We start from the raw sequence: 26,432 nt of genomic DNA, 5'->3' as shown, positions 1-26,432 counted from the left end.
ATTATTCTTTCTTAAAACAAAGACCGGTTTCCTTAGGAGCCGGTCTTTGTTTTTACTTTGTCCCACTTCTTGATTTGCCAGTTAACTTTTCCGGTTGAAATGTGATTTTTTTTCACGTCGAAAATTTCAACTTTCATTTCAATAAAAACTGCATCCTGTGATTCGAGGGGAGTTTTCACCTGTTTTTGAAAATCACTTGAAGGGAAATGAAGTTCTGCAATGACATCTTCTTTGGCCTGGTAATGATACGTCATACTCAGATCTTTCATGAGGAGTCTGAATGCATCTGTACCACTCATTTTTGCAAGGGTAATACCGGCCGTAAATTCGGACAAAGTTGCCAGAGCACATGCATGAATTCCTCTGAGGTGGTTTAGATTTTTTCGTTTATAGGGAAGAAGAATTTTTATTCCATCCTCATATACTTCAAGAATTTTAAAACCATGCGGTGCATTGAAAGGTATGGCACGTGCCAAAGCGAAACCCAGTAATGAACGGGAGAAGGAGGAATGTCTCGCTTTTTCAAGCAGAGTTATTAGTTGCTTCATAAATTAGTTTCTTTTTTAATCTTTTTGAGAACTGTTTATTCAGCAATCTTTTTCAATTCAAGATAGGCAGCTTCAGTTTCAGCTATCATTTCTTCAACAATTTCCTTTACGGGTTTTATTGCATGAATGAGTTCAACGGATTGCCCGGCACACCAGAGACTGTTGTAATTTCCCGGCTTCACTGCATCTTCCAGCCATGAAAATCCGCGCTTTTGTACGAGCATTTTAAAATACTTTTTGGTACGTGGATTGTTACTCATCCATTTTTCAAACCAGTTTTGTTGTGTCCCGATTTTTTTCGCGAACTCAGTATTGATGATAGTACATGGCGTACCGCTGATACGTGTAGTCATGACTATATCTTCCATGCCTGCATCAAGGATGGCTTTTTTGTATTCCTGTGACACTCCGGCTTCCGGTGATGCTATAAAACGAGTTCCGCAGTAAGCGGCCGATGCTCCTGCTGCCAGAACACTCAGGATACTTTTACCATGAGCAATTCCGCCTGCAGCCAGAACCGGTTTGTTTGGGAATGCATTTTTCAGCGATTCAATCAAAATCGCCAATGGATAAGGTCCGGCATGTCCGCCTGCCCCCTGACCAACAGCGATAAATCCATCGCAACCCATGTCGTAACATTTTTGTGCATGAACGAGATTGGTTACATCACAAAATACTTTACCGCCGTACGGATGAGCCGCTTCTATTGTGGATTTAGGATTTCCGAGAGAAGTTATAAAAACGGGAACTTTATTTTCAATACAAATATTCAAATGCTTTTCAAACCAGGGATTCGATCTCTGCACAATCAGGTTTACCGCGTAGGTTCCTGTTTGTCCATTCCTGCTTTTGATAAATGAATTTAAATTTTTCAATACCGAATCGAGTTGACCTTCTTCACGATAATTCAGGGAGGGGAAACATCCCATGATTCCGGCATCAATTGCTTCACGTAACATGGCTTCGTTTGTCACAAGGAACATAGGAGCCATTATCAATGGAAACCGGATATTCAGGCTTCGGGTCAATTCGTTTTGAAAGTGCATAATTTTGAAGCAAGAGTGTTTATTCCGGTTTCGGCTTGCTGATACAAAGAACGGAAGCCTTTCAATTGTTAATATCCCCTGCAAAATTTTTTTCCCACCATGACCCCGGTGTAGTCAAATCCCTTAATTTGGCAGATCAGACACAATTGTGTGGTTTTATAATAATCGCATCTGGGAGAATTTGACAGTTGTAATGCATTGTAAATCAAATAACTCCTTAATTTGTGTGCAGACCAATCTGAAATGATAAGAAGGCTTTTCGACATTCCTCAACGTCAGCTGGAACTTTTTCCTAAGAAGGATGCTTTAGCGGCGAAAATTAACGGCAACTGGATTCCGACATCTACGGCAACTTTCGTTCAAACCGCCGATGAGATAAGTCTGGGTTTAATGGCCCTTGGACTTAAAAAAGGCGATACCATCGGTATGATCTCTCCGAATCGTCCGGAATGGAACATGATGGACATCGGTATGATGCAGATTGGTGTAGTGAATGTTCCCGTCTACATCACACTGAGTGAAAATGAGATTGCTTTTATCCTGAATGATTGCAAAGCGAAATACATCATTGTTGGTGACGCTGAATTATTGCTAAAAATAAATAACATCCGTTCGAAAGTTCCTTCACTCCTGGATGTATATACGTTCAACGTGATACCGGGCAGCAAATGTTGGACGGAAATCAGTGAGAAAGGAAAAGCCAACCGGGATCTTTCGGCCTTGCAGTCTGCAAAAGACAGTGTAGATCCTGAAGATCTCGCGACATTACTTTACACTTCCGGTACAACAGGGACACCAAAAGGCGTAATGCTTTCTCATCACAATATCGTGAGTAACATTCTTGCCTCCGAACATTTGTGTCCTGTAGGAAAAGAACACTGGGCATTGAGTTTTCTCCCGCTTTGCCATAGTTACGAGCGCATGCTCACCTACATGTACATGTACAACGGCGTCTCGATTTACTATGCTGAAAGCATGGAGAAGATTGCAGATAATCTGCGGGAATTGAAGCCACATGTATTTTCTACCGTTCCCCGTTTGCTGGAAAAAGTCTTTGATCGCATTGTGGCGAAAGGGAAGGAACTGACAGGAATAAAAAAAGCACTTTTCTTTTGGGCGCTTGATCTCGGATTGAAATATGAATTGAATGGGAAAAACGGTGCCTGGTATGAAATGCAACTTCGCTGGGCGAATAAATTAATATTCAGTAAGTGGAGAGAAGCTCTTGGCGGAAATGTAAAAGTGATCGTCAGTGGTGGAGCCGCATTGCAACCTCGTTTGGCAAGAGTTTTCTGGTCGGCGCAGATTCCGGTGCTGGAAGGCTATGGTCTCACAGAAACATCACCTGTAATCGCAGTGAATAACCTGGAAGAAAACGGTGCCATGTTCGGTACTGTAGGCCCGGTTATCAAAGGAGTGGAAGTCGCTTTCGCTGAGGATGGAGAAATTCTTTGCAAAGGCCCGAATGTGATGCTGGGATATTACAATCGCCCTGATCTGACAGCGGAAGTGATGGATGCAAACGGATTTTTTCATACCGGAGATATCGGGGTGATGATGAATGACAGGTTTCTGAAAATTACCGATCGTAAAAAGGAAATTTTTAAAACTTCCGGTGGAAAATACATCGCGCCACAGGCTCTGGAGAATAAGTTCAAAGAATCTTCGTTCATCGAACAAATTATGGTCATCGGTGAAAACAGGAAATTCCCTGCCGCCTTGATTGTACCTTCTTTTCCTCATTTGCAAAAATGGTGTGAAATAAAGGGACTCCCGTATACTACTCCTGAAGATATGATTTTGCACCATGAAGTGATTGATCGTATTCAGAAGGAAGTGGAAGAGTTCAATAAAGAATTCGGCCAGACCGAACAGATAAAAAAGGTTGAATTACTAAGTAAAGAATGGACAATTGATTCAGGAGAACTGACAGCGACATTAAAATTGCGACGAAAAATTATCCTGGAAAAATTCGCTAAACAAATAGAAAAAATGTACGCGGAATAAACCGCTGCATCCGTTGATACAAGGATGTTCGGATAAAAAAAGAAGGATCATTTCTTTTTTTCGAAACATCAAGATGAAAGAACCTCGAATGAAAAGATCAATTCAGAAAGTTGCTGTACTGGGAAGTGGTATCATGGGCAGCCGCATTGCCTGTCATTTCGCGAATATCGGTGTGAATGTATTGTTGCTGGATATTGTTCCGAAAGAACTCAGTGATGAAGAAAAGAAAAAGGGTCTCACACTGGACTCTCCGGAAGTACGAAATCGTATTGTAAATTCCGCATTGCAAACGACGCTTAAAGCCAATCCGTCTTCGATTTATAAGAAATCATTTGCATCAAGAATTCGTACCGGAAATTTTACCGACAACATGAAAGACATCGCTTCATGCGATTGGATTCTTGAAGCGGTAGTGGAGAACCTTGATATTAAAAAAAGTGTTTTTACGGAGGTGGAAAAATTCCGCAAACCGGGAACGCTCATTACCTCCAATACTTCGGGAATTCCCATTCACCTGATGGATGAAGGAAGAAGCGAGGATTTTCAAAAGCATTTTTGTGGCACACATTTTTTCAATCCTCCCAGGTATCTCCGTTTACTGGAAATAATTCCTACTCCGAAAACGGATCCTGCCGTTGTGGAATTTCTGATGAACTACGGAGATTTATTCCTTGGTAAATCAACAGTGTTGTGTAAAGACACGCCGGCTTTTATTGCCAACAGAATTGGTGTGTTTTCAATCATGTCGCTTTTTCATCTCATTGAAAAAATGGGACTGAGTATCGACGATGTGGATAAACTGACAGGTCCTGTTTTGGGTCGTCCAAAATCCGCGACATTCAGAACCTGTGATGTAGTGGGGCTGGATACTCTGGTAAAAGTCGCGCAGGATGTGTACGCGCGCTGCCCACAGGATGAAAGCAAGGATACTTTTAAGCTGCCTGCATTTGTTCAGAAACTGATCGATAATAAATGGTTTGGGGACAAAACCGGACAGGGTTTTTACAAAAAAGTGAAAGGAGAGAAGGGGAAAAGTGAGATTCTTACACTTGATCTTACATCTTTTGAATACAAACCAAAGTCGAAGTCTAAATTCCCGACGCTGGATCAAACAAAAAGCATAGATAATTTCAAAGACAGGGTGAAGATCCTCTTTTCAGGAAAAGATGCAGCCGGTGAATTTTATCGCGCTTCCTTTGCTGAGTTGTTTCGTTATATAACGTACCGCATACCCGAAATTTCTGACGATATTCAACGAATCGATGAAGCCGTGTGCGCAGGTTTCGGCTGGGAAACCGGACCTTTCGCGATCTGGGACATTCTGGGAGTTCAGAATGTTGTCACTGTGATGGAAAAAATGGGAATGCCGCCGGCTGCCTGGGTTTATGAGATGCTTAAAAAAGGAGTTTCTTCCTTTTACGAATACAAAGACGGGGCTCAACAATTCTATGATCTCGGACAGGGTGCCCGCAGGTCAAAGAGTGGCGCCTCGCCAATTATTTTACTGGATGCCTGCAGGGAAAAAACCGTTTGGAAAAACAGCGGATGTTCCCTTATCGATATTGGCGATGGTGTGCTCAATCTGGAGTTTCATACCAAAATGAATACTATCGGCGGGGAAGTGATTGAAGGAATGAACAAAGCAATTGCCATAGCGGAAAAAGATTATGCCGGATTGGTTATCGGAAGTGAAGGACAAAATTTTTCAGCGGGAGCAAATCTTGCGATGATTTTTATGTTCGCCACCGATCAGGAATATGAAGAAATCGACATGGCGATTCGTGCGTTTCAGAATATGAACATGCGGGTTCGCTATTCTTCTGTGCCTGTCGTAGTCGCTCCACATGCTCTTACCTTGGGTGGTGGATGTGAAATGTCACTTCATGCAGATCGTGTAGTAGCTTCGGCGGAAACCTATATCGGTCTCGTTGAATTTGGAGTCGGATTAATACCGGGCGGAGGAGGCAGTAAGGAAATGGCTCTTCGGGCAAATGATGCTTATGGCGAAGGCAATATTGATGAACAGGTTCTCCGTGAATATTATCTTACAATCGCCATGGCCAAAGTGTCCACTTCGGGACATGAAGCCTTTGATTTGAAAATATTAAGTCCGGGCCGGGATGAAGTGGTGGTTAACCCGCAAAGGGTGATTACAGAAGCAAAAAGAGCCGTTCTCGAGATGGCCGCCGAAGGATATACCCAACCCATCCCCAGAAAAGACATCAAAGTGCTGGGACGGAGCGGAATGGGCATGTTTTATGCAGGGGCTCACGCGATGATGTCAGGAAACTTTATTTCAGCTCATGACCAGTTAATTTCTCAAAAACTGGCAACTGTAATGTGTGGGGGTGATTTGTCGGCCCCAACCCTCGTTTCTGAGCAATATTTGCTGGATCTGGAAAGAGAAGCTTTTCTTTCGCTTTGCGGAGAAAGAAAGACCCTCGAAAGGATTCAAAGTATTCTTACAAGCGGTAAACCATTGAGAAATTAGAATCGTAAATTTGTCTGACCGAATGAATACGACCAAACTATTCCAAAGCCTCCGAAAGCGGATACTAAGTATCGTCCTCCTTGCAGGATTGATAGTACCGATGATTTCGATGGGGCAAGCCAGAGAAGAAAAACCGAAGTACGCTCCGGGAAAAGAAAAACACCGTAACCGCACCGATGAAATCGGACGCAAGCAGGGAAAATGGATGTTCTATAACACCTTCGGAGAAAAGATTTCTGAAATTGATTTTGTCAATGATCAGAAAGAAGGAGTGGAACGTAAATTTTATGGTTACGATAAAGTAAAAGAAGAAACAGAATTTCTCGGTGGCGTTAAAGATGGAACCTATACTCGCTATTACTTCTCAGGTCAGACAGCCCAGGAAGGTCAGTACAAAGACGGAAAAAAAGATAGCAAATGGACCCGTTATTTTGAAGATGGTTCTATTCGTCAGGAAGGATCTTACAAGGCAGGAAAAAAAGATGGTGTTTGGAAAACATATAGTCGTAAAGGCGTAGTGGTAGGTCAGGCTACATACAAAGACGGTGTTGATGTCGCTGATATCGAAGCCGCGGCAAAAAAGAAGGAAGATGAAAAGAAAGCCTCCGATAAAAAAGCAGCTGCTGATCCAAAGAAAGGCCCCGTTCCGGTTGACCCCAAAAAACAGGGAGGAAGCCCAACACCAAATCCCGCAGTGAAAGACACCCTCAAGAAAAAATGATCAGTTTTTTTTCATGAGAGTTCTCTTGAACCGGAATTGAAGGGCCGTTCACACCCACACTTCACACCCACACTTCACACTCACACTCACACTCACACTCACTTTACCCTCTTCACTATAAAAAAATGAATTCATACATCATCGCCGGTTTTCGTTCAGCTGTTGGAAAAGCTCCCAAAGGTAAATTTCGCTCCATGCGTCCGGATGATCTTGCTGTATCCGTTATTCGTCACCTTGTGGCTTCAGTTCCTCAGCTGGATAAAGAACTCATCGATGATGTTATTGTAGGGAATGCAACACCTGAAGCGGAGCAGGGCCTGAATATTGGCCGTATGATCAGTCTGATGGGTTTAGAAACTGTGAAAGTTCCGGGCATGACTGTCAACAGGTATTGTGCATCCGGACTGGAAACCATCGCGATCGCTTCGGCAAAAATTCATGCAGGCATGGCGGATTGTATCATTGCCGGTGGAGTGGAATGCATGTCCCCGATACCTTTCGGTGGCTGGAAGATTGTCCCTAATCTCAAATATGTTCAGTCTAATCCTGATTATTATTGGGGAATGGGCCTGACAGCTGAAGCTGTAGCCCGTGATTATAAAATCAGCAGAGAGGACCAGGATAAATTCGGTTACGAATCAAATATCAAAGCGTCCAACGCGATTCGCGATGGGAAATTCAAGAATGAAATTGTTCCAGTGACAGTGTCTGAAGTTTACCTGGATGAAAAAGAAAAAAAGAGAACCAGGGAAATTGTCGTAGATACTGATGAAGGTCCACGTGCGGATACAACCCTTGAAAAAATGGCCACCTTAAAGCCGGTCTTCGATGCAAGAGGAAGTGTTACCGCGGGAAATTCTTCCCAAACCAGTGATGGTGCCGCTTTCGTGATTGTCGTCAGCGAACGAATGCTCAAAAAACTCAATGTAAAACCAATTGCCCGCTTTGTGGATTATGCAGTCGCCGGTGTCGAACCGCGTGTCATGGGAATTGGTCCTGTAGAAGCAATTCCCAAAGTTCTTGCTCATGCAGGTTTGAAAAAGGAAGATATGGATCTCATCGAACTGAATGAAGCGTTTGCTTCTCAGTCACTCGCTGTTATCAGAACCCTTGACCTGGATCCCTCTAAGATCAATGTCAATGGAGGAGCCATCGCACTCGGCCATCCTCTCGGTTGTAGTGGCGCAAAATTGTCGGTACAACTGTTCAACGAACTTGGCAGAAGAAAAGGTAAATATGGAATGGTGACGATGTGTGTAGGCACAGGACAGGGAGCCGCCGGTATTTACGAACTTTTATAATTAGAATATAGAGTCAAAATCATCAATAAAGAATTGGAGTTTTCAGAATGATAGATTCATGAGTTGAAATTTCATAACTCATAATTCATAACTCATAATTCATAATTCTTAACTCATAATTCCTGACTCATAACTCATCTCAATTTTCCAAAAATGGAAACAACGACCCAACAAGCGATTAAAGGAGGAGAATTTATTATCAGAGAAACAAAGGCCGCTGATATTTTTATTCCTGAACAAGCCAATGAGGAACAGCAAATGATTGCTCAAACCTGTCGTGATTTTTTACAGCAGGAAGTGTATCCTAATCTGGATAAAATTGATGCGCAGCAGGAGGGATTGATGCAAAGTATTCTCGATAAAGCAGGAGAGCTTGGTTTGTTGGGAATCTCTATTCCTGAAGACCTTGGAGGTTTTGGAAAAGATTTCACAACAGGAATGATCGCGACGGAATATCTCGGTGCAGGACATTCCTTCTCGGTTGCGTATGCTGCACATACCGGAATCGGAACACTGCCTATTTTGTACTATGGCAACGATGCGCAAAAGAAAAAATACGTTCCCAAACTGGCCACCGGGGAATGGAAGGCGGCTTACTGTCTGACAGAACCGGGTTCCGGTTCGGATGCAAATTCCGGAAAGACTAAAGCAGTTCTTTCTCCGGATGGGAAAAACTGGATTATCAATGGACAAAAGATGTGGATCACCAATGGTGGTTTCGCTGATGTCTATATTGTTTTTGCAAAAATTGATAACGATGAAAATCTGAGCGCTTTTATTGTTGAACGGAATTTCCCGGGGATTACACTCAATCCGGAAGAACATAAGATGGGAATTAAAGGCAGCTCCACACGCCAGATATTTTTCAACGATTGTATTGTGCCGGTTGAAAATCAACTGAGCGAACGTGGAAATGGTTTTAAGATAGCGGTAAACATCCTGAATCTCGGAAGAATTAAACTCGCCGGTGCTGCAATCGGTGGTTCTAAACGTGTGGCTACACTTTCTGTTCAATACGCGAATGAGCGTCAGCAATTCGGTCGTCCTATAGCCAAATATGGTGCTATACGATACAAACTAGCTGAGCAGGCAATCCGGATTTTTGCCGCGGAAGCTGCCATCTATCGTTGTAGTCAGAATATGGAAGATGCCATCAACGCGCTGCGTGAACAGGGAATGGAAGAGGGGAAAGCCAAATTAAAAGGAGTTGAACAATATGCAGTCGAAGCGGCTATTCTGAAAGTTTATGGAAGCGAAGCGCTCGATTATGTGACTGATGAAGGTGTTCAGATTTATGGTGGAATGGGATACAGTTCTGACGCGCCGATGGATCGCGCTTACCGCGATTCGCGTATCAACAGAATCTTCGAAGGAACCAATGAAATCAACAGGATGCTCGCAGTTGACATGATGCTGAAAAAAGCCATGAAAGGTGATCTGGATCTCATGGGACCGGCAACAGCGGTCGCGAACGAACTGATGCAAATTCCTGACATGGGAAATGGTAGCGATGAACTGTTTGCAGCCGAAAAGAAAACCATCGCGAATTTCAAGAAAGCTGTCCTGATGGTAGCGGGTTCCGCAGTACAAAAGTTGATGATGGAACTTGCTAAAGAACAAGAAGTTCTGATGAATATAGCGGATATGCTTATTGATCTCTATGTTGCCGAGTCCTTGCAACTCCGCGTAGAAAAACTTTCTGCACTCAAAGGTGAAGCCGCCTGCGCCGAACAGGTAGACATGATGCGCGTCTTCCTTTATGACGCAGCAGAACGTATCAACAAAGCAGGTAAAGACGCTATCAACTCCTATACAACCGGTGACGAACAACGTATGCTCCTTATGGGTTTAAAACGTTTTACGAAGGTGGCGCCTGTTAACGTAAAAGAGTCCCGTCGCCGTATTGCTGCGAAGTTGTTGACTGAAAATAAATATTGTTATTGATCAGTTTTTCATACTCATCAAAGGGAAGCCTGACAGGGCTTCCCTTTTTTTTGTGCCTTTATTTTCTAAATGAATAGATGCAATATTGGATTCTTTGAATTTCTTTTCCATCAAAATAATGGGTACATTCGGATTAGTATTGGGAGCGGATGCCGGCGATTGAATATCACCCATGGGGAATAGGCCTAAACATCATAGAATGCTTGGTTCGAAATATGAAGATCGCAACACTACATTCCAATAACAAGAATTCATTGAGGTTGGATATATGAATAATCAATTTGATTATGATTATGTGATTATCGGAAGCGGTTTTGGCGGTTCAGTTTCTGCCTTGCGCTTATCTGAAAAAGGTTATAAAGTTTTGGTCATTGAAAAAGGAAAGTGGTTTAATGAACCTGAAGATTTTCCAAAAACAAATTGGAACCTTAGAAAATGGATGTGGTTTCCGAAATTTGGAATGCAGGGTATTTTCAAATTGACATTTTACCGACATGTTGCAGTTTTAAGTGGTACAGGTGTTGGCGGCGGCTCACTGGTTTATGCCAATACGTTGCCTTTTCCTAAGGCTTCATTTTTTAATTCCGGCACATGGAAGGGTTTGTGTGATTGGGAAAATGAATTGAAACCTTTCTATGATCTTGCAAAAAAAATGCTGGGTACTGAGAAAAACCCTTACATGAGCAGGAGCGATAGGGTGATGGAAACTCTCGCAACAGAAATGGGCAACAAGGATTCATTTCAAAAGACTGATGTTGCAGTTTATTTTGGAAAACCCGGAGAAAAAGTTTCAGATCCTTATTTCGAAGGAAATGGCCCTGACCGGACCGGTTGTATCCTTTGCGGAGGTTGTATGCTGGGTTGTCGTCACAATGCAAAAAATACATTAGATAAAAACTATTTATACCTCGCCCAAAAATCAGGATGTGAAATAAAAGCGGAAACAGTGGTGTATGATGTAATTCCTCTTAGTATAGACGGATCTGATGGATATAGAATTGAATTTAAAGACTCCTTATCTTATTTTTCACGCAAAGGTTCTGTGAAAACAAAATCTGTAATTTTCGCAGGCGGAGTCCTGGGTACAATGGATTTGTTGCTTAAACTTAAAGAAACTTCTCTGCCAAATTTATCGGATGCACTTGGGAAAGGAGTGCGTACCAATTCTGAAAGTCTCATTGGAGTCACAACATTTGATCACGCCACTTCATTTTCTGATGGTGTTGCAATCGGTTCAATTGTAAATATTGACGAAAATCGTTCCGTCGAACCTGTCATCTACCCGGAGGGTTCGGGATTCTGGCGTTTATTTATGGCACCTATGGTGCAGGGCAATTCCTTCTTCATTCGTTTGTTTAAAATGATTAAAGATTTATTGATCCATCCAATTGATAATTTTAAAGCCTACTTTGTAGATGATTGGAGCAAACGAACCCATATTTTACTTTATATGGAAAGCATTGATTCAACACTACGAATGAAGCGATCCAGATTAGGTTTTGTAAAAACAAGTCTTGAGGCAGGCAAGGCGCCAACTGCTTTTAATCCGATTGCTCAGTCCATTGCAAAAAGAACGGAAACCATTATTAATGGAAAGTCAATGGTGATGAGTACGGAAACTTTGCTGGGTATACCTACTACCGCTCATATTTTGGGTGGCGCCTGTATGGGAGAAAATGACAAGTCAGGAGTCATAAACAAAAACAATTTCGTTTTTAATTACAGGAATATGATGATCTGTGATGGTAGTATGATTTCAGCTAATGTTGGTGTGAATCCAAGTTTGACTATAACTGCTATTACGGAAAGAGCAATGAGCCACATTCCACATAAAAAACAAGCTGATCAAAATGATTGACACAACCCGCATAGAGATTGAACAGCTGTTGCAAAAGCAACGTATGTATTTTAATGCCGGGAAAACAAAAGATATTCAATTCAGACTTGAGTCGTTGAAAAAACTCTATGCAGCAATTCTGAAATTTGAAAAAAGAATAACCGATTCACTCTGGGAAGATTTACACAAGTCAAAGGAGGAAAGTTATTTAACCGAGATTAGTATTGTATTACAGGAAATAAGATACCATATCCGGCATCTAAAAGGCTGGGCAAAGAATGATAGAGTAAGAACCCCATTGAAACTCTTTCCTTCAAAAAGTGAAATTGTGAAAGAACCGCTTGGAGTATCGTTAATCATCGCTCCCTGGAACTATCCATTTTATATACTGATGAATCCATTGGTGGGTTCCATTTCAGCAGGTTGTTGCACTATTCTCAAGCCTTCGCCAAGTACTCCCAATGTAGCGAGTGTAATGGAAGAATTCATTCGTGAGACTTTTGAAGATAATTTTATTGGTGTTGTTCAGGGTGGAAGGGAAGTAAATAAAATTCTACTCGAACAGAAATTTGATTTAATCTTCTTCACCGGGAGTTCAGCGGTTGGTAAAGTTGTCATGAAAGCGGCCGCGGAACATCTGACTCCTGTGATTTTGGAATTGGGTGGTAAAAGTCCCTGTATTGTCGAAAAAGATGCCAATCTCGACATTGCCGCAAAGCGAATTGTCTGGGGTAAATCAATTAATGCAGGACAAACGTGCATCGCTCCTGATTATCTTTTTGTACATGAAAATGTAAAAGAGGAATTGTTGGAGAAAATGAAACAGGCCCTTGAGGAAATGTTCGGCCAAGATGCACAACAAAGTAATTTCTATGCCAGAATTGTAAATGAAGAGGCGTTTTCGAGATTAACTGATTTATTGAACGAAGGAAAAGTGCGATACGGAGGGATAGTAAACGGAAGTCAAAAATATATTTCACCAACAATTATTGATGAAGTCAGGCCGGAGTTTAAGATGATGAAAGAGGAAATTTTTGGACCCTTATTACCGGTGATGACATTTTCAAATGTAGAAGAAGCGATTTCTTATATAAATGCGAGAGAAAAACCACTTGCATTCTATTACTTCGGATCGAAAAAAAATGTTAAACTTGTTTTGTCTAAAATTGCTTCCGGAGGAGCTTGTGTCAACGATGTATTGTTGCATATTGCCAACCACCATTTACCCTTTGGTGGTGTTGGTAACAGCGGATTTGGAAAATACCATGGTAAAGATAGTTTCCTTGCCTTCAGTAACAGAAGGTCTGTGATTACATCTTCTACCCGTGTAGATTTCCCATTTAAATATGTACCGTTCAAATATTTTAAATTCCTTAAAAAAGTCGTATAAATTATTTGGTATGAAAGATCTGACTGGAGGTTTAACTTTTTTAAAAAACGGACTTAGCTGTTTGTGCTTTTTGTACTTGTGTTGGAGTGCTGATTCTGTTACAGCTCAAACATGGAATTGGGCGGAACAGAAAAGTTGCGCGAACCGGAATGCAAAAGTGACTCCCAATCCGGATGGTACTTTTTTCTTCACCGGAGTGTTTAAAGACACCATGAACATTGGTAACCAGACCTTGATCAGTCAGTCAACCGGATGGGACATGTTTCTGTCAAAATTTGATGCCACGAACAATCTCCTCTGGGTGAAAAGTTTTGGAGGGGATGACGCCTATTCGGGAATCAGTTCAATTGAAGGTTTCAGTATCGCGGTGGATTCTTGGGGAAACATCCTGATGTCCGGATCCTTCGCAGGGACTTTTATAGTCAATTCGGATACGCTGCATTCGGTAAATAATTGGCAGGATGCTTTTCTTGCGAAGTGTGATTCGTCTGGAAATTTTATATGGGTAAAACACCTTGCTGCCAGAGCTGCAGAGGGTTTCGGGAAAATATTTCTAGATCACAACGACAACATCTCTGTAAACGGAGGCTATATAGATTATGATGCTTTGGATACTCTTGTTTACATGTATCATGAAATTCCAACGGATACATTCATTATCCCTTTTACAAGGTATGTTGATGGCTATATTTTCCGGTTTGATCCGGATGGTCATGTTTTAGGAATGAACTACTGGAATGGTCCGGAAGACGAGCAACCTTTTTCCGCAGTTATGGACGATTACGGAAGCATTTACTTTCGTCAAACTATTGACAGCATGGCCATTGACGGGAATGATACGATACGTTCTTATGGGAAAAGAGATATTGTCATTCGTAAAATTAATTCAGCGGGACAAAAAGTTTGGACAAAGCATTTTGGAAATGTTAATGATGACGCCATGACCATGATAAAAGTTATGGGTGATCGTATTTTCATTTATGGCACCATTGACTCGGTTACGACACTTGGCTCACAAACGATAACTTCCAGTGGCTATCTCGATGTTTATTGCGCCTGGATGGATACATCTGGTGAAATTACATCGATACGTACTTTTGGTGGGGACACATCTTCCATCAGCCCATATATTGTTCCGGATGTGAACGAAGCCGGGGATATCTTTTTTCCTGCCATGCCTTACGGAACAATCGCATTTGACACTGTAATTGTGACTTCCTCATTTGATAATTTCACGAACGTTTTGTTGATCATGGATTCAGCATTTCATATCAAGCGTGTAATCCGAAGCTCTGACTTGGGACATGACCTTTATTTTGGAGTGATAACTTGTACAAATTCGGGAGCGATTGTGTATGGTGCTTTTGCGGATTCGGCAACGTTCTCGGGGAACGTTTTGATTGAAGACACAAGCTGTACCCTCAACCACAACTTCATTGCTTCGCTGAATTTCACCAATTCTATTGATGAGTTGAAGTCCATTCAATCAGCTTTGGTATATCCGAATCCTTCTTCTGGGAATTTTGACATTTCATTCAATGTCGTCGCGGCAGGGAATTATTCACTTGTTATTAATACGGTTTTGGGTGATCAGGTACATATCGAAAAATTTTCCTCCAGAACAGGGGAGAATGTCATTAGTCTAAAACTGAATGACAGGTTAAAACCCGGAATATATTTTGTGACAATTAATAATTCACTGGATGAGAGGAAGACGTGTAAGTTGATTATCCAGTAAATGAATTTAAGACCTTATTTTAGAGGGTATAGATGGATACATCCTACTTTGTTTGCCGGGCTGTTTTCTTATTCATAGATTTACAAAATGGACGATCAGGAGCCCAAACGTGCCCGGAGAGTACGATATAAAGGCACACACCCGAAATCTTTTAAAGAGAAATACAAGGAGCTGAATCCTGAGCAATATTCACAGGATGTCGAAAAAGTGATGCAACAAGGCCGGACTCCGGCCGGAATGCACCGTTCTATTTGCATAAAAGAGATCCTGGAAATTCTCAAAATCGTGCCCGGAGAAATCGGTTTGGACGCAACTTTGGGTTATGGTGGACACAGTCTTGAAATACTGAAATGTCTTTCTCCAGGAGGACGATTGTATGCCACTGATGTCGATCCCATAGAATTGCCAAGAACCCGTGAACGGCTGGCAGCTCTTGGTTATGGTTCTGATTTTTTTGAGGCAAGAATTCTCAATTTTTCTAACATTGATTTGATTGCAGCCGAATCCGGCCCTTTGAATTTTGTACTGGCTGATCTTGGTGTTTCTTCCATGCAAATTGATAATCCGGATCGCGGGTTTTCATATAAAGTGGAAGGACCTTTGGATTTGCGGCTCAATCCGAAAAGCGGAAAATCAGCAACAGAACTTTTAAAAACAATTTCACTCGAAGATCTGGAAGAATTGCTTGTTTTAAACGCTGATGAGCCATTCGCGGTACAAATAGCCAGAGCTGTGGTCACAAAAATCGCGAAAGGGTTTCCGGTGACAACAACAACACAGCTTCGTGATGTTATCAAGGAGGCACTGGATTTTCTTTCGGGAGAAAATAAGAAGGAGGAAATTAAAAAATCATGTCAGCGCTGTTTCCAGGCTTTACGTATAGAGGTGAATGATGAATTTGGCGTACTTGAAAAATTTCTAGAAAAACTTCCTGACGCCCTCGCCCCAGGAGGTCGAGTGGCTATTCTGTCTTTTCATTCAGGAGAAGACAGGCGTGTAAAAAAAGCGTTTCAGGGACTGTTCCGGGCCGGTGTATACAGTGAAATTGCACCCGAACCTATTCGTCCTTCTCCTGAAGAATGCAATGCAAATCCCAGAGCGAAATCCGCGAAGCTCCGTTGGGCAATTAAAGGATGATACGTTTATGATTGATTAATATCACTTGATTTTAAAAAATTGAATTTGTTTTGAAATGAGAACTATTGGAATACTTCTTTTTATCCTGCTATTAAATGGCACTAAATCTTCTGGACAGACTGTAGTGGATATTGACGGAAATGTTTACAACACTGTCACTATAGGCAATCAGATCTGGATGAAAGATAATCTCAAAGTGACTCATGACCGATATGGTAATTTTATTCCGAATGTCAGAAATGATTCTGTATGGAGTATACTTACGACAGGCGCCAGGTCTTATTACAATAATGATTCATCAATGTATTCAGGAGTCTATGGTGCTTTGTATAATTGGTATGCAGTTAATAACATTTGTCCGATAAACTGGCATGTACCTGAAGATAATGACTGGATAATTTTAATAGGCTATTTGGGAGGAACGAATGTTGCCGGTGGTGCAATGAAATCCATTTATGGCTGGAACTTTCCAAATACCGGTGCCACTGACAGTAGTGGATTTAGCGGGCTTCCGGGTGGTGATAGATACGATAGCGGACCATATAATTATAGAGGGTTTTTCGGCCATTGGTGGTCTTCCACATCTAATGCGGGAGTGCTGCGTTTTGCAACGCTTTTAAGCTATGACAATGCACAAGCTGTTAAGTACTATTTCAATGTTAATAATGGTTTTGCAATCCGATGTGTTTGTGATTTATCCCCAACACAAATTCAGGAGAATGGAACTGATTTAGGTTTTCAGATTTATCCAAACCCCGCAACTGATAGATTGGTAGTTAAGTTTAACGGAAAGCGAGAGGTTGAAGTTGTGATTTATTCAATTCCGGGAGAACTGATGATAAAAAAAATAATATGTGAAACTAATCCCGAAATTGATATTCGGGATTTGCCTGGCGGCATGTATTTTGTTGAACTCCACGATTCGAATAGGATAGTACAAAAAGTGTTTTTGAAAGAATGAATGGTGTTTTCAATAATTCATATTAAACTTTTTCTACAAGGATAATTTTCACCGGACAGTTTTTCGCCGCGATCATGTTCGCTTCGTATTCATGATTGTCGACGAGTACGGAATAAATTCCTTTTTTTTCAACCCCTCCGATTAAAGTGCATTTTCCATCCCGTCGCGAAACACGCCAGCGGTCGTCTGCCGCTTCGACACAGGCATTGCAACCAATACATTTATCACGACGCTGTGAAATTCTCACTTTATTCATGCATCCGTCAGTTTGTAGATTTTGTCTGAAGGACGAATTTTTTCCGGAATGGGAGTGGTGAGTACATCACCCTTTCTTGCTGTTTGTGTTGATGCTTCATTGACCATCATTTCATTTACCACAACGTGGATGTAACCGGTGGTCGGTCCGGTTATGATAATTTCGTCACCAACAGACAGGTGATGTGCTTCCAGCTGGATTTCACCGATTCCGGCTTTCTCAAAATATTTTACGCCACGTCCTATATAAATTTTCTTCTTCGTGGATTTGGATCCATATTCGTTGTTCCATTCTCCCATGGTTCTGCCGAGATAATAACCATCCCAGAAACCACGATTGTATACAGTAGCAAGTCTTTCCATCCAGGCTTCGACCTTTTCCTGAGTATAGCTGCCTTCATGCCATGCATCTATGGCTTCACGATAGCAGGAAGTAACGGTGTACACATAATCCGCTGCGCGTCCACGTCCTTCAATTTTCAAAACAGATACCCCGGATTCCATCACATTGTCCAGGAATCCAATCGTGCAAAGATCTTTTGCCGACATGATGTATTCGTTGTCCACTTCAAATTCAATTCCGGATTCTTTATCAGTAACGATATAGCTTCTTCTGCAATTCTGTATACATGCTCCTCTGTTGGCGGAGGCATAGTCGGAATGAAGGCTGAGATAACACTTCCCTGAAACTGCCATACAAAGAGCACCATGAGCAAAAATTTCAACTTCTATTAATTTTCCTTTAGGTCCTGTAATTTCCCGAAACTGAATTTGCCTGACGATATCCCCAACTTGCTTTAAACTCAATTCACGAGCCAGAACCACTACATCAGCGTATGCGGAATAAAATTCAACGGTATCAATGTTGCTGATATTCGCCTGCGTGGATATATGGATTTCTACACCGGTTTTCTTCGCGTAATTCAATACAGCATGATCTGAGGCGATAATAGCTGTGATGCCACTGGCTTTAGCCTGATCCACGATACGTTTCATGAGTGAAATATCATGATCATACATCACCGTATTGAGTGTGAGGTAACTTTTTACTTCATGTTCGCTACAGATTTTGGCAATCTTTTCAAGGTCTTCGGTACGAAAGTTATTTGTAGATCTGGCTCTCATATTGAGCTGTTCGACTCCAAAATAGACGGAATCGCATCCTGCCTTGATTCCTGCCATTAATGCTTCATAAGACCCGGCGGGAGCCATTAATTCTGTTTTGTTACTCATGATTGTAGATATGTATTCACTCTAAAGGCTACAATATTTTCGAGTGTAATTTGAGATTTTTCATTCTGACAATGGAATGATATTGGTCACATAGGGCAGAAGGAAAGGCTTGTGAATGTCATTGTAAATACCTGACAGTTTCTCTTGAAATTGCATTTTATGGACTCGAATATGGATTTCTTTGATTTTTGTCAGACTTCTTAACATTTCCCTCTTCATTTCTTCATAACATTTTAATTACTCTGAGTCCACTTCTCACTACCTTCGTTTAATAAGCCTTTTTAAGGGCTTTTTTGCTTCAGAAAGAAATATGTTTAATCGCTGTGCGATCGCTTTACTTTTTTGCCTCCTTGGTATTGCTGTAATATCTGCAGCACAACCAGGTTTTGAACGGACCTACGGTGGAACATTTGAAGAAACTGCGTCTTATATAAAACCTACTCCTGATCACGGTTATATTCTGGTCGGGACTGCCAGGGATCCATTCTATCAGAATACAGCTTATTACGTTCTGAAACTTGACAGCAATGGAAATGAGATGTGGTCGCGCATTTTCAGTGACCCATTAAACGCATACGGGAATGCGATTGTTCCGACTTATGATGGAGGGTATGCTTTTGTTGGTTCCCACAATGGAATTTTTTATGATGGCGTAGCTGAAATTGTCCGCCTTGACAGTCTGGGAAATATCCTCAACTCAAATGCATTTCCTCCGGCTGATGGTTGGGGAACTGCTGGCATAGGAATCATTGAAACTATAGATAGTAACCTTGCTATTTCTGTGTATACTGATGGTTTCATTTCACAGAACTATTATTCATTATATAAAATTGCTCCTGATCTGAGTACCAGCTGGACAAGCTTTTTATCCTATGATGGTTCTATATTAAATCCTCATGATGTGATTCAGGAAAAGGATGGAAGCTTTTTTTCAATGGCCTATTATAATAACTTCTATTATGTCTTTCCAAATATTCCACAGGCAACATCGATCCGGAAATTTGCGGCGGATGGAACATTGGTGATCGACTCGGTTTTTGAGTTTTACTCAGTCTCAAATGCGATCACACCAACTGTCGACAGCGGAATTTTAATATCAGGATATCAGGATTCTTTGAGTACGAGATGGATCAAATTGACAAGACTTGATTTGAATGGAACACCGGTTTGGCAAAAAAACTATGCCTGCCCGAATTTCCAGGATGGGTATAGTGTACAGCAATGTTCCGATGGAGGATTTGCGATTCTGAATAATGCAACTGGGACTCTGCATAACCAGGGTGACATTGAGTTGATGAAAGTGAATGCTTCCGGTGACAGTCTGTGGTCAAAAACATATGGTTCTTTTCTCAATGAGTCATCAATTCACTTTGAAGAAACATATGATCATGGTTTTGTAATTCTTGCCGGTACCAGCAGTTTTGGCTCATCGAAAATTTATGTCATCAAAACTGATAGTCTTGGAAATATTCCGGGGGAATATACTATAACAGGTTCCGGAAATTATTTTTGTGAAGGAGATACTGCAGAATTGATTTTGCAGCCGGCTCCTCCTTCAGGTTCAACGGTGCTCTGGACAAATGCAGAAACAGCAGATACCATTCATGTCACTTCAACAGGGAATTTCTCAGTGACTGTTATTGAAGCAGGAGGAGATACCTTAAGAACGATCAATTACCCTGTCTATGTTGCTGCCAGGCCAATTTCACAGATTGCAACCCAGGATACCTTGTCCTTATGCAGTGAAAGTGTTTTTCAAAATCTCATTCCGAACGATGTGAGTTTTCAATACCAATGGTTTCTGAACGATACACTTATTGAAGGAGAAAATACATCAGAAATTACGCCGGTTGATCAGGGATTCTATTCACTGATTGTTTCGAACTATTGTGGTTCGGATACTTCCGGTGTATTTTTGGACTCTTTGTTTGAACTCCCTGCTAAGCCAGGTTTGAACGCGGTTTCGCCGGCTACAATTTGTCCCGGAGATAGTTTTCGATTAGCCGCTGTTGATACCGGATACACATTTCAATGGTATGAGGAAACCGTCACCGGAATGCAGGCCATTCCATCCGCAATCGATTCGTTTATTTACCTTAAGATTCAAAATAATTATCAGGTACAAGTGACGGACAGAAACGGTTGTCCTGCGAATTCTGATTTATTTCTTTTAACTGTCGATGATTGGCAGGTTTATGTAAATTCATCCGGACCTTTGAGCTTTTGTGCAGGTGGTCAGATTGAATTGAGTGCACCTTCCGGTTCGCAATATCTCTGGTCAACCGGCGATACGCTTCCTCAAATATTGGTGAACTCCAGCAATGCTTATTATTTCAGCATGCTGAGTGATTATGGTTGCCCGAAATTATCAGATACTGTAACTGTTACCGTTAACTCACTACCATACATTTCGCTTGGACCGGATTCAATTGTATGCGATACCAGTTCAGTACTACTTGATGCGGGTGCCGGGTTTAATTACTATTTGTGGCAGGATGGATCAGTGGATCAGACTTTTCTTGCTTTCTCACCTTCGATGACTCCGGATTCAGCGGATTATTTTGTGTTTGTTACTGATACAAATGGATGCGCGAACAGTGACACTATTCGTATCTATTATGATATCTGTGATCATGTGAGCGAGTTGACTTCGGGAAAAGTAATCATCTCGCCAAATCCATCTTCTGTGGGTCGAGAATTGAAGGTGATTCTTGAGGAAGCAGGATTGGGTTATTATCTTCTATTGTATAATGAAACAAGTCGCCTTGTTCTTTCTGAACGTTTAGGACCGGGAAATATTAACTATATCCAAACCCGTGGACTTGCTTCAGGAATTTACTATTATCGAATTCAGAGCGAAAAGGCTGTTTTGGGGAGCGGATTGCTGATTTTGCAATAATTCTTGTAAAATTTCATCTGTTTTTCACAGCATGATGTACCTTTGTATATTCATGAAAATTCGGATGAAACATATCCTTGCATTTTTTCTTGCCTTCACTATCCTGATTTCTTCTTCAGGTGTGGTTGTGGCAATGCATACATGTTTGTCAAGTTCCAAAAAACAGATTTCTTTATTTGAACATAAGGGTTGTTGTTCTAAGTCCAACAAAGGTTGTCACAAAACTTCCTCAACAGGACTGAAAGCCAAATGTTGTGAGTTGTCGATCTCTTATCATAAAATTGATGTTAATGCAAGTGTTCTGAAGTATGAGATTTCTTTATCTGCGGATCTGATTTCAGAACCATTTAATACGACTACATTTTTTTCAGACAATACATTATTTTCTGTAATTTCAAATAAGGCTCCACCACAGCTGAGAGGTGGTACAGATTTCCTTTACGGAATCCATCGTTTATTGATTTGATGCAACAGCCTTTAATGGTTGTATTCCGGGAGCTTTAGCTGCCTCGGATTTTCTTTATGCATTCAAATCAAAATCAAAAATGAATACTAACACCTGTAATTCAAAACGAAGATCGCGCGATTCAATTCGTGATACTTTGCCTGTTATTCTTTTGATGTTCCTTTCTTTAACAAGCTTTTCTCAGTCTTTGCTGAAAGGCATTGTTGTAGAATGGAACACAGAAATGAAAATGGAAATGCCATTGACCGGGGCAAATCTTTACTGGTTACCATCCCTGGATGGCACAACAACTGACCAACAGGGGAAATTTACCCTGAGAAGCGCGGATGTTTATCCGGCTAAACTTGTTGTCAGCTTTGTTGGTTATAAACCGGATACCTTGCTCATCAAAAATAATTCTGATCTGCATATACGGCTGGAAAAAGCTCTTGATCTTAAAGAAGTCCAGGTGGCAGCGAAACAGGAAGCGGTCGGCTTATCTACAATCAATCCCATCAATGTCGAAAAAATATCCCAGAAAGAATTGCTAAAAGCAGCGTGCTGTAATTTGTCTGAAGCATTTGAAACAAGTCCTACCGTAAACGTTTCCTATAAGGATGCCGTTACCGGAGCAAAAGAAATTCAAATGCTGGGCCTTGCAGGAATTTACTCTCAATTGATGACAGAGAATATACCTACCATGAGAGGGATTGCAGCTATCTACGGACTGTCCTTCATCCCCGGTCCTTGGATGGAATCCATACAAGTCACCAAAGGATCCGGTTCGGTTGTGAATGGTTATGAATCCACAACGGGCCAAATCAATGTCGAGTTTAAAAAACCAATGGAAAAAACTACTCCGGCATTTTATTTGAATCTCTTCGGTGAAGCAAATGGGAATGCTGAAATCAATACCTTCTACCGGCAAAAATTAAATGAGAAGTGGAGCAGCATGCTCTTTTTGCATGGTAATTATATGGACAGAGATATTGACCGTAACAAGGATGGATTTCTGGACATGATGCACAATCAGCAATTCAACGTTTACAATCGATGGAATTACCATAGTGGTAAAAAGCTGGAATCTCAGATAGGTATAAAATTTCTCGCCGATAAAAGAGAAGGAGGGCAGTTGCATTCTGTAGTTAATCCAGGAGCGCATTCCCATCCATACCTGACTTCGATTGAAACAAAGAGAATGGAAGTTTATGGAAAATTGGGTTTTGTATTTCCTGAAGCTCCATTCAAAAGCATTGGGAATATCATGCAGCTGACTTATCACGATATGAATTCTTCATTTGGTTTGAAAGCCTATGACGCCACTCAAAAGACATTCTATTTTCAGAGTATTTACCAGAATGTATTGTGGAAAGCAGAGCATCAATACAAAACCGGAATTGTATTTCGTTACGAAGCATTGGATCAGGTGTACAACCTGGAAAATCTTCCACGTGTAGAGGAAGCTGTTCCCGGAGTGTTCTTTGAATATACCTACAATCACACCGACAAACTGAGTCTTGTAACCGGTTTGCGGGAGGATTATCATTCAAAATACAACTGGATCTTTACACCACGGTTTCACGGCAAATATAATTTTACTGATAATCTGCTCGTGAGAGCAAGTGCAGGGAGTAGTTTCAGAGTACCTTATCTCTATGCCGACAACATCAGTAGTTTTGCATCCTCCCGTGAGCTCCTGATCACAGAGGATATTAAACCGGAGAAAGCCTGGAATTATGGTTTGAACTTCACCTGGAAATTTAAATTGGGTCAACATGAGGGTTCTGTCTCAACTGATTTTTACAGAACTGATTTTCAAAACCAGCTGGTGATGGACGCATACAGCGATTCAACGAGAATATTGTTTTACAATCTGAAAGGTGATTCGTATTCCAATAGTTTTCAGGCGATGGTGAACTACGAAGTAATAGAAGGACTTGGGGTTCGTCTGGCTTATAAACTGGATGATGTCAAATCAACTTATAATGGAAAGCTGGAGCAAAAACCATTGGTTTCACGTGAAAAGATGTTGGCGAATCTTTCGTACAGTACCTATAATGAACACTGGAAATTTGATTACACTGTAATTTGGGATGGCCCGAAAAAGCTCGAAACAACTTTTGCTGATCCGGAGGCAGGGAGTTTGCCTTCCAATTCTCCTGATTTTTACATCATGCATTTTCAGGTTACTAAAGTCTTCCGGAAATTTGAAATTTATGCAGGATCCGAAAACCTATTGGATTACAGACAAAAGAACCCAATCATCAATGCTTCTAATCCCTTCTCGAATACGTTTGACGCGACAAATATTTATGCACCTATTGAAGGGCGAAGGATTTTTGCTGGTCTGAGGTTTATGCTTCGTTAATTAAACAATTAATTCATTCAAAAAAAAAGACAAAATGAAAGCTATAAAAATATTTCTTGTTTATATTCTCGTACAATTTACCGGTAATTTAGTTTCTGGACAAACAGATACAATTCGGATACACACATCTTCTTTATGTGATATGTGTAAAAAAACAATTGAACACGATATGTCTTTTGAGAAGGGTATAAAAACTACCAGCCTGGATATCGACACAAAAACTGTGACTGTTGTCTATAATCCGGGTAAAACGAATCCCGAAAAAATCAGGTTGGCACTTACGAAAATCGGATATGATGCTGATTCACTAAAGGCAGATCCCAAGGCATTTGAAAAATTACCGGATTGTTGTAAGGCGCCCGGCCATCATGAATGATAGATAAACTGGCGGGAAAATCTCCGGAACTCAGAACGATGAAGCTGAAAACCGGGGATTTTCTTTTTATTCCCTGCTAAATACTTTTTCTCCATTTACAAATGTTGAGAGAACTTTAGTTGCGGGAATCAGATGTCCTTCAATTTTCATAATGTCCTGATCAAGGATAACGAAATCAGCAACCTTGCCTTCTTCCAGACTACCTTTTTCCTGATCTTCAAAATTCGCATACGCTGCCCAGATAGTCATGGCCCTCAAAGCGTCTTTCTTTTTAATTTTATTCTCTGCCTGAAAACCACCACTCGGGTAACCCTTGAGATCCTTACGTTCCAACGCAGCGTAGAAAGTGTAGATGGGATTTATATTCTCAACCGGAAAATCCGTCCCAAAAACAATCTGGCCACCGGCTTCATCTTTTAGCTCTTTGTAAGCATAGGCATTCGCGAGGCGTTCTTTCCCCAATCGTTCTTCCGCCCAGTACATATCACTGGTTGCGTGGGTGGGTTGCACAGATGGAATGATGCTATAGTCGCCAAACATGTTGTGGTCTTTCGGATCAACAACCTGGCAATGTTCAATTCTCCATCTGCGATTGTTTTCTCCATTCAGGTGATCCGCGTAAATGTGTAGTACTGTACTCACAGCGGAATCGCCTATTGCATGGGTACAAACCTGAAATCCATTTTCCAGAGCCTCGTCAGCAATTTCTTTCATGTATTTTTCGCTATTTAACAGAAAGCCATAATGTCCTGGCTGATCAGAGTAAGGTTTCTTCAAACAAGCTCCACGTGAACCAAGTGCACCATCAGCATAAACTTTTATAGCGCGAACCGTAAGCCTGTCAGTTTTTACCTGACCATGTTCAAAAAAATGCGTTCGTGTTTTGGCTGCGTCCGAAAACATGGCATATACTCTGATTTTTAAGGTACCGGCTTTCTGCATATCCTGAATCAACTGGATTGAATCCATTCCAAGACCTGCATCGTCAACAGTAGTTAGTCCTACTTCAAAACAATTTTTTTGAGCCTCGAGAAGTGCTTTTTCATGCATCTCTTTACCGAAGGCCGGAATCCTGGACTTGACCAGATCAACAGCGTTATCAATCAATAAACCACTGGGCTCTCCATTTTCCAAAATAATTTCACCGCCATTCACTTTAGTAGAATTGTCTATCCCTGCAATCGTAAGTGCCTTTTGATTGCAGATCACAGCATGCCCATCTATGCGCATTAAAAAAACAGGGATGTCAGGAAAGAGGCTGTCAAGTTTATATCGGGTTGGAAATTCTTTCTTTTCCCAGTCGTTCTGGTCCCAGCCACGACCGAGAATCCATTTGAATGTATTTGTTTTGGAATATTCCTGAACCTTTTCAACTACCTGATCAAATGATTTGGTGTCGGATAAATCACATTTTACGAGATCGCTTCCGTACCCGAAAAAATGACAATGTCCATCAATAAATCCCGGGAAGACGGGCTTCCCGTTCAGATCAATACTTTCAGTTGCCTCAAAACTATTTATGATGTCATCATTATTACCGACGGCAATCACTTTTCCATTTCTGATGGCCATAGCTTCCATTATGTTGAAGCCATTGTCAACTGTATAGATCACGCCATGATGTAAAACAAGATCAGCTTTTTTAGTCCATGAGCAGGAATAGCCCAGTAAAACAATAGAAATGAGCAGCAGTGAGGACCGACGCATTTTAGCCATGTTGGGTGCTTTATGATTT

General features: G+C 41.2%; 19 protein-coding genes. 14 read left to right on the top strand and 5 right to left on the bottom strand.

Annotation, left to right across the window (positions count from 1 at the left end; all coding sequences use genetic code 11):
- Nucleotides 1–32: 32 nt before the first annotated feature.
- Nucleotides 33–548, bottom strand: coding sequence for a DUF4442 domain-containing protein (locus IPP86_16475; protein MBL0140096.1), 516 nt, complete (start codon nt 546–548; stop codon nt 33–35).
- 35 nt (nt 549–583) lie between these two features.
- Complete coding sequence (locus IPP86_16470) at nt 584–1,594, bottom strand: nitronate monooxygenase (protein MBL0140095.1); 1,011 nt, start codon at nt 1,592–1,594, stop codon at nt 584–586.
- A 243-nt stretch (nt 1,595–1,837) separates the two neighbouring features.
- Between IPP86_16470 and IPP86_16465 the strand changes: the two genes are divergently transcribed.
- The 10 genes from IPP86_16465 (at nt 1,838) to IPP86_16420 (ending at nt 17,121) form a co-directional block, all read left to right on the top strand.
- Entirely contained in the window at nt 1,838–3,601 is a 1,764-nt protein-coding gene (locus tag IPP86_16465; protein ID MBL0140094.1) for a long-chain fatty acid--CoA ligase, read from the top strand.
- Between the two features lie 88 nt (nt 3,602–3,689).
- Nucleotides 3,690–6,092, top strand: coding sequence for a 3-hydroxyacyl-CoA dehydrogenase/enoyl-CoA hydratase family protein (locus IPP86_16460; GenBank protein ID MBL0140093.1), 2,403 nt, complete (start codon nt 3,690–3,692; stop codon nt 6,090–6,092).
- 22 nt (nt 6,093–6,114) lie between these two features.
- Nucleotides 6,115–6,813 carry a toxin-antitoxin system YwqK family antitoxin gene (locus IPP86_16455; protein ID MBL0140092.1) on the top strand — a complete coding sequence of 233 codons (699 nt, stop codon included), beginning with the start codon at nt 6,115–6,117 and terminating at the stop codon, nt 6,811–6,813.
- A gap of 125 nt (nt 6,814–6,938) precedes the next feature.
- Nucleotides 6,939–8,114, top strand: a complete 1,176-nt coding sequence (locus IPP86_16450; protein MBL0140091.1) for an acetyl-CoA C-acyltransferase — start codon at nt 6,939–6,941, stop codon at nt 8,112–8,114.
- Between the two features lie 153 nt (nt 8,115–8,267).
- Nucleotides 8,268–10,058, top strand: coding sequence for an acyl-CoA dehydrogenase family protein (locus IPP86_16445; GenBank protein ID MBL0140090.1), 1,791 nt, complete (start codon nt 8,268–8,270; stop codon nt 10,056–10,058).
- Between the two features lie 268 nt (nt 10,059–10,326).
- Nucleotides 10,327–11,916 carry a GMC family oxidoreductase gene (locus tag IPP86_16440; protein ID MBL0140089.1) on the top strand — a complete coding sequence of 530 codons (1,590 nt, stop codon included), beginning with the start codon at nt 10,327–10,329 and terminating at the stop codon, nt 11,914–11,916.
- Nucleotides 11,912–13,285 carry an aldehyde dehydrogenase gene (locus IPP86_16435; GenBank protein ID MBL0140088.1) on the top strand — a complete coding sequence of 458 codons (1,374 nt, stop codon included), beginning with the start codon at nt 11,912–11,914 and terminating at the stop codon, nt 13,283–13,285. Before IPP86_16440 ends, IPP86_16435 begins: the two co-directional genes overlap by 5 nt.
- A gap of 10 nt (nt 13,286–13,295) precedes the next feature.
- A complete protein-coding gene (locus IPP86_16430) occupies nt 13,296–15,023 on the top strand; it encodes a T9SS type A sorting domain-containing protein (GenBank protein ID MBL0140087.1) in 1,728 nt (575 codons plus the stop codon).
- A gap of 87 nt (nt 15,024–15,110) precedes the next feature.
- The gene (gene rsmH, locus IPP86_16425; protein ID MBL0140086.1) at nt 15,111–16,160 is read left to right on the top strand and encodes a 16S rRNA (cytosine(1402)-N(4))-methyltransferase RsmH; all 1,050 of its coding nucleotides are present in this window, start codon (nt 15,111–15,113) and stop codon (nt 16,158–16,160) included.
- Nucleotides 16,161–16,215: 55 nt separating this feature from the next.
- Nucleotides 16,216–17,121 carry a T9SS type A sorting domain-containing protein gene (locus tag IPP86_16420; protein MBL0140085.1) on the top strand — a complete coding sequence of 302 codons (906 nt, stop codon included), beginning with the start codon at nt 16,216–16,218 and terminating at the stop codon, nt 17,119–17,121.
- A gap of 22 nt (nt 17,122–17,143) precedes the next feature.
- Here IPP86_16420 and IPP86_16415 read toward each other — a convergent pair whose 3' ends face one another.
- Nucleotides 17,144–17,377 (bottom strand): ferredoxin, encoded by a 234-nt coding sequence (locus tag IPP86_16415; GenBank protein MBL0140084.1) that lies wholly within the window; start codon nt 17,375–17,377, stop codon nt 17,144–17,146.
- Nucleotides 17,374–18,609, bottom strand: coding sequence for a U32 family peptidase (locus tag IPP86_16410; protein ID MBL0140083.1), 1,236 nt, complete (start codon nt 18,607–18,609; stop codon nt 17,374–17,376). Before IPP86_16410 ends, IPP86_16415 begins: the two co-directional genes overlap by 4 nt.
- Before the next feature lie 310 nt (nt 18,610–18,919).
- Here IPP86_16410 and IPP86_16405 point away from each other — a divergent pair, with 310 nt between their 5' ends.
- From IPP86_16405 to IPP86_16390, 4 genes are all read left to right on the top strand, one after another.
- A complete protein-coding gene (locus IPP86_16405) occupies nt 18,920–21,508 on the top strand; it encodes a hypothetical protein (protein MBL0140082.1) in 2,589 nt (862 codons plus the stop codon).
- A gap of 64 nt (nt 21,509–21,572) precedes the next feature.
- Nucleotides 21,573–21,974 carry a hypothetical protein gene (locus IPP86_16400; protein ID MBL0140081.1) on the top strand — a complete coding sequence of 134 codons (402 nt, stop codon included), beginning with the start codon at nt 21,573–21,575 and terminating at the stop codon, nt 21,972–21,974.
- Nucleotides 21,975–22,053: 79 nt separating this feature from the next.
- The gene (locus IPP86_16395; protein MBL0140080.1) at nt 22,054–24,321 is read left to right on the top strand and encodes a TonB-dependent receptor; all 2,268 of its coding nucleotides are present in this window, start codon (nt 22,054–22,056) and stop codon (nt 24,319–24,321) included.
- Between the two features lie 34 nt (nt 24,322–24,355).
- Nucleotides 24,356–24,697, top strand: coding sequence for a heavy-metal-associated domain-containing protein (locus tag IPP86_16390; protein ID MBL0140079.1), 342 nt, complete (start codon nt 24,356–24,358; stop codon nt 24,695–24,697).
- Between the two features lie 66 nt (nt 24,698–24,763).
- Here IPP86_16390 and IPP86_16385 read toward each other — a convergent pair whose 3' ends face one another.
- On the bottom strand, nt 24,764–26,413 hold the full coding sequence (locus IPP86_16385) for an amidohydrolase (GenBank protein ID MBL0140078.1): 1,650 nt from the start codon (nt 26,411–26,413) through the stop codon (nt 24,764–24,766).
- Nucleotides 26,414–26,432 lie beyond the last annotated feature (19 nt).

The sequence above is a fragment of the Bacteroidota bacterium genome (genome assembly GCA_016720935.1).
GTDB lineage: Bacteria > Bacteroidota > Bacteroidia > AKYH767-A > 2013-40CM-41-45 > JADKJP01.
Note: the sequence above shows the minus strand (reverse complement) of the source record. Positions and strands in the feature narration are given on the sequence as shown.